General features: G+C 49.4%; 5 protein-coding genes. 3 read left to right on the top strand and 2 right to left on the bottom strand.

Annotated features, from left to right (window positions below; translation table 11 throughout):
• Positions 1–76 precede the first annotated feature (76 nt).
• The 3 genes from ACOJTG_RS10680 (at position 77) to ACOJTG_RS10670 (ending at position 4,701) form a co-directional block, all read left to right on the top strand.
• Positions 77–466 carry a hypothetical protein gene (locus ACOJTG_RS10680; protein WP_420153797.1) on the top strand — a complete coding sequence of 130 codons (390 nt, stop codon included), beginning with the start codon at positions 77–79 and terminating at the stop codon, positions 464–466.
• 193 nt (positions 467–659) lie between these two features.
• Positions 660–3,650, top strand: a complete 2,991-nt coding sequence (locus ACOJTG_RS10675; protein ID WP_420153796.1) for an FAD-binding and (Fe-S)-binding domain-containing protein — start codon at positions 660–662, stop codon at positions 3,648–3,650.
• A 202-nt stretch (positions 3,651–3,852) separates the two neighbouring features.
• Positions 3,853–4,701, top strand: a complete 849-nt coding sequence (locus ACOJTG_RS10670) for a pirin family protein (RefSeq protein WP_420153795.1) — start codon at positions 3,853–3,855, stop codon at positions 4,699–4,701.
• A 156-nt stretch (positions 4,702–4,857) separates the two neighbouring features.
• On the opposite strand, the gene ACOJTG_RS10665 is transcribed toward ACOJTG_RS10670, so the two are convergent.
• Together ACOJTG_RS10665 and ACOJTG_RS10660 are read right to left on the bottom strand one after the other, a co-directional pair.
• The gene (locus ACOJTG_RS10665; protein ID WP_420153794.1) at positions 4,858–5,286 is read right to left on the bottom strand and encodes a nuclear transport factor 2 family protein; all 429 of its coding nucleotides are present in this window, start codon (positions 5,284–5,286) and stop codon (positions 4,858–4,860) included.
• An 80-nt stretch (positions 5,287–5,366) separates the two neighbouring features.
• Entirely contained in the window at positions 5,367–5,699 is a 333-nt protein-coding gene (locus ACOJTG_RS10660) for a tRNA-binding protein (RefSeq protein ID WP_420153793.1), read from the bottom strand.
• Positions 5,700–6,027 lie beyond the last annotated feature (328 nt).

Raw genomic sequence — 6,027 nt, 5'->3', positions numbered from 1 at the left:
GAAAGTACCCAAGCCATGAATTTCTAACACAACCGATCATCTTTTTTTTGCCTGTCAATCTCAATCGATAAAAGCCATGAAAACTTCCATCACTTCTCTCTTCGCTCTTGCTTTCGCCTTCGTTACCCTGACTAGCTTTGCCGCTCCTCGTCCTACCGAAGATCCCAAGGAAACGGCTAAAACCTCTTACGCTGTCAATGTCTTTAAAGGCAAACAAGGCAAAGTCAACTTTCTGCTGGAAAAAGCAGCGGGTAAGAAACTAACCGTATCGCTGCGGAATGCCAAGGGTGAGATTCTGTTCAGTGAAAACATCAGTAAAAACGCTACCGGCTACGCCCGCCGTTTCGACATGAACGAATTAGTGGACGGTCAGTACCACATTGAAGTAACCGATGGTGAAACTATCGTCAAAAAAGACATCAGTCTGAATACCGATAAACCCGCTCGCGTGGTGTTTGTGAATTAATTAATTTCCCTATATTCCTTCAATCGTGTCTCATACTCTCAGGCCTTTGTCCACCCGGCAAAGGCCTGAAACTTTTTTATAGGGGTTAATACAAATCGGGAACCCTCTTTTACAAAAGAATCTTTTGTAAAAACCCGACTCTTAAAAAAAGTCTATCGGTTACCTTTGCACCCCCGAAGCAATAAAACGTACTATGACTACAGCAACGGCTCGATTAATTACGAAGCCTTCTGTCCCGACCGAAGCTCTCCGTGACCTCGCTGCCCGCCTTGAAGGCGAATTCTATTACGACGAAACCATGCGTACGCTTTACGCAACGGATGCCTCGGCGTATCGCGAGTTTCCTACGGCTGTAGCCTTGCCCAAGACGCAGGAAGACCTTAAAACGCTCATTGCCTTTGCCCGGCAGCACCACACCTCACTCATTCCGCGTACCGCGGGTACGTCCCTAGCGGGTCAGGTAGTGGGGGCTGGCATTGTGGTTGACGTTTCCAAATATTTTAATAAAATCCTGGAAATCAATCTTGAAGAAGGATGGGTACGGGTACAGCCCGGCGTCGTACGCGACGAACTGAACCTATTCCTGAAACCCTACGGATTTCTGTTTGGCCCCGAAACGTCCACGGCCAATCGGGCCATGATTGGGGGTATGGTGGGGAATAATTCCTGCGGTTCCAACTCGGTTGTTTACGGTTCCACGCGGGAACACGTTCTGGAAGTGAAGACTTTACTGGCGGATGGCTCGGAAGCTACCTTTGGTTCCCTTTCGTCGGATCAGCCCCTGGTACAATCCCTGCTCAAGGGCGATGCCGCATTGCCGGGTATTTCCAATCCTTTCGAAGCGGACATTTATCGCAAGACCTTTGAAATTTTAAAGGATACTGCCAATCAGGAAGAAATTAGGAAGAACTTCCCGAAACCCAGTATCGAACGCCGAAATACGGGATACGCCCTGGATATGCTGCTTTACTGCGAGCCGTTTACGCCGGGCGGTATGGATTTCAATTTCTGCCAACTCCTGGCCGGATCGGAAGGTACGCTTTGCTTTCTGACGGAAATCAAGCTGCACATTAACCCCCTTCCCCCCAAGGAAGCGGGCTTGATTTGCGTACATTTTCATTCGGTCGATGAGGCCTTACGGGCCAATATCATCGCCATGCAGTACAAGCCTTCGGCGAGTGAATTGATCGACCATTATATTCTGGAGTGTACGAAAGAAAACATCGAACAGAGTAAAAACCGCTTTTTCGTGCAGGGCGACCCAGGAGCCATTCTGGTCGTTGAGTTTCGAAAAGAAACCAGGGAGGAAATTCTAGAAGTAGCCGCCCGCATGGAGACCGAAATGAAAGCGGCTCACCTGGGCTACCACTTTCCCATCCTATTTGGAGCCGATACGGGTAAAATCTGGGCCCTGCGTAAAGCGGGATTAGGGCTGCTTTCCAACCTACCCGGCGACGAAAAAGCCGTGGCGGTGATTGAGGATACCACGGTCGATATCCATGACTTGCCCGATTACATTCGGGATTTCAACGAAATTCTGGCGAAAAACGGCATGAGTGCCGTGCATTACGCCCACGCGGGTTCGGGCGAGATTCACCTGCGTCCGATCATCAACCTGAAAACCCGCGAGGGGAATCAGCAATTCCGGTTGATTGCCGAAGAAATTGCCAAACTGGTGAAGAAATACGACGGTTCGCTTTCGGGTGAACACGGCGATGGCCGCTTGCGGGGCGAGTTCATTTCCTGGATGGTGGGCGAGAAAAACTACGCCCTCATGAAAGAAGTAAAACGGATGTGGGATCCGGAGAATATTTTCAATCCCGGAAAGGTGGTCGATACGCCGCCCATGCATACGTTTCTGCGGTACGAGCCGGGTCAGCAAACGCCGCATTTCCAGACCTTTTTCCGGTATCAGAATCAGGACGTGTTGCAACACGCCGAGCAGTGCAACGGTTCGGGCGACTGCCGCAAGACGGAACTCAGCGGCGGTACGATGTGCCCCAGTTTCATGGCGACGCGAAACGAGAAAGAAACGACGCGGGCCCGGGCCAATATTCTGCGGGAGTTTTTGACCAATTCCACGCAAACCAACCGGTTCGCCCACGACGAGATCAAGGAAGTACTCGACCTCTGTTTGCTCTGTAAGGGCTGCAAAGCCGAATGCCCTTCAAACGTGGATATGGCGAAACTCAAAATGGAGTTTTTGCAGCATTACTACGAAGCCAAAGGCGTACCACTACGTTCGAGGCTGGTGGCTAATTTTACTTCGCTGAATAAACTGGCTAGTCTGGCTCCCTGGGCGTATAACGGCATTTTCGATACCCCTGCGTTGCGACGCGTCGCGAATAAAATGGTCGGCTTCCACCCGGATCGTACCATGCCTTTGCTGGCGAAACAAACTTTTACCAACTGGTGGAATAAGGAAGCCAAAGCGAAAAAACCACTAGCTCCGAGCTTCTACCTGTTTGCCGATGAATTTACGAATTACAATGACGTAGAAATCGGCAAGAAAGTCGTACAACTCTTTGAGCGGCTGGGATATAACGTGATGTTACCCGGCGAAAATATGCAATCAGGCCGACCTCAGTTGTCGAAAGGCTTACTCAAAATGGCGAAAGAAGTAGCCAACCGTAACGTTCGGCTGTTGCGTACACTCATCACGAAAGATACGCCACTGGTGGGAGTAGAGCCTTCGGCCATTCTTACCTTCCGCGATGAGTATCCTGATCTAGTGGATGAGGAATTGGTTGACGACGCCAAAGCCATTGCCTCGCACACCTATACGTTCGAGGAATACCTGGCTCAGGAACTCGATGCCAAACGCATCAAAGCCGACCAGTTTACGACTGAAAAACGGCTTATCAAACTGCACGGACACTGTCAGCAGAAGGCCATGAGTTCGCTCGTACCGAGTAAGAAAATTCTGTCCTTACCCGCGAATTACGAGGTACAACTCATTCCCTCGGGTTGCTGTGGGATGGCCGGAAGTTTTGGGTACGAAGCCGAGCATTACGATGTTTCCATGAAAATTGGGGAACTGGTTCTCTTCCCCACGATTCGGAAACAACCCGAAGATGTAATTATCGCCGCCGCAGGTACGAGCTGCCGCCACCAGATTCACGATGGTACGGGTCGGGAAGCCCTGCACCCGGCAGAAATTTTGTGGAATGCGTTAGCGAAATAGCCCGTTTACTATAACCATCCGTTAGTATTTCCTAGACTTAAAGCCTCGCCGTTGCTCCGTTGTTGGGGGCAACGGCGAGGCTTTCGGTTGCTAAAGGTCCCTCCTAGGGATTTGGATGACACGCAGGTTTGTAGTACTGACGAGACGTAAAGTGAACCAAAACCCCAGGAATTCATTTATATGTATATACACACGTTGACTTATGGCACTTCGCACGATTCATACACTTATTCATCCGCAGCCTCGTCCCATGGGCCCGCTAACGATGCACCAACCCTTACCCGCCGCGGGAATTGATCAAATCGATCCGTTTCTATTACTGCATCACCACGGTCCACAGAACTTTCCGGGTCGGAATAGTGGCTTACCCTTTGGCCCTCACCCCCACCGGGGTTTTGAAACGGTTACCTTCATTTACGAAGGCGACGTACAACACCGGGATAGTAGCGGTTTTGCCAGTACGATTGAAAGAGGGGGCGTTCAGTGGATGACGGCAGGCAGTGGTTTAATTCACTCGGAAGGCTCATCGCCTGAATTTCGGGAAAAAGGGGGCCCGGTCGAACTCATTCAGCTATGGACTAATCTACCCGCTCAATTCAAAATGGTGGCTCCCCAATACACGGGTTTACAGCAAAAAGACATCCCAACCGTAGCTCTTGACAAAGGTACGGCAGCGGTAGTTTCGGGAACCTGGGAAGATACACAGGGCCCCATCCAACCAATTTATGAAGTTGCACTGGCAAACATTACCCTGGATGCTGGTGGAAGTTTCACCCGTACCATCGAAGCGAATCAGAATATTCTGTTCTATTTACTGAATGGAAGTATTACCGTCAACGGAACGGCCATTAGTGGTCGAACGCTGGTCGTTTTTGCGAACGAGGGGGAAGAAATTCAGGTACAAGCCTCGGCCTACTCACGCATTCTCCTAGGTTCGGCCCTGCCCATCCAGGAACCCGTCGTCACGCACGGTCCGTTCGTGATGAATACCCGGGAAGAAATTCAGGAAGCCCTGTATGATTATCAGATGGGTAAAATGGGAACCTTGTAACTTAGCGTTTTGGGTTTAGTGTTTTGAGTTTCGGGATAAGTGTCGGAATAGTGCATCAGGAAATTGAATAGCTACTAAAAAGACTATGACTCTTCAAGGTATCTAACCCTAACCAGTCAGAAACGTAACTCAAAACTCTAAACCCAAAACTCCGAACTAAATCTTATACGCCTGGCGGCCCAGTAGCAGCCACTTTCCTTTTTCCTTCACCCACGTCAGCAGTACGCCCAGTTTGACTTGTCCCGCCTGCCCTTTATTGGCCGTTTCGCCCGCGAGCGTATGCCGTACCAGAGCGGTGCTACCCACTACCGTGACGGTTTGATCGCTCAGGTTGATGGATTTGAATACAGAATTTCCATTCGTCAGGTTTTCTACAAATAGAGCCTTGTCTTCAATCAGGCCGCTCGAATGTCCGTAATTAAGCCGATCATGGGTAATAGCCATCAGATCAGCTTTGTCGCCCTTAATCATGGCCGCTTTGAGTTGTTCAACGGCCTGCGTTACGGCGGTTTCCTCTTTCGACTGAGCCATAGCCGTCAGGGTTAGCAGTGCCATACTCACTACCAGTACTAGCGTTTTTTTCATAAATACTAGATTGTTTGGATTTACTCGTCCAGAGGTTTATTCAGAGAAGACGGATAAAAATGCTTCCTCCCTCAAACTCTCTACATCAATCGGGTACCATTGGGTACCGAACGTTCGGGTTGAGCCAGTACAATGGCACCGTCGGCATCGGGAAAGCCCGTTACCAGTACTTCTGAAAAAAAGTTAGCGATCTGGCGGGGCGGGAAGTTAGTCACAGCGATCACTTGTTTTCCTACCAGTTCTTCCTTGGTGTAATGCACCGTAATCTGGGCCGAAGAACGTTTTTCGCCCAGTTCAGGACCGAAATCAATCCAAAGCTGGTACGCTGGCTTTTTAGCTTTAGGAAAATCTTCTACGCGAAGAATCGTACCAATCCGTAGTTCTACGGCTTCAAAATCATTCCAGGAAATCATAGATTATAAGCAAGCTAGAGAAAGGCACAAAAAAAAGCCTTTTCATCAGAAAGGCTAGTACGAAAGGGGCTAAAAAATAAGTCTCCGATCCGAGAAACCCGAATCGGAGAGCGGCGTCTATCCAACCCACGTTATACCCGATCTGCAGACGCAGCGAGATCGAGTGAGATCTTTATGAATTTCCCCGAAGGGAGTCAAGGCATCAATCGATAATACGAAAACCGTATGCTGTAAAAACCGCCGATTTTCAACTACTGAACTGATTACGGCTGTTTTACTCTGCAACGTTACAAGATTTTTCTCACATTTATACTTATTATTCCTAAAT

The organism is Siphonobacter sp., from assembly GCF_048595215.1.
In the GTDB taxonomy this organism is placed as follows: Bacteria; Bacteroidota; Bacteroidia; order Cytophagales; family Spirosomataceae; genus Siphonobacter.
Note: the sequence above shows the minus strand (reverse complement) of the source record. Positions and strands in the feature narration are given on the sequence as shown.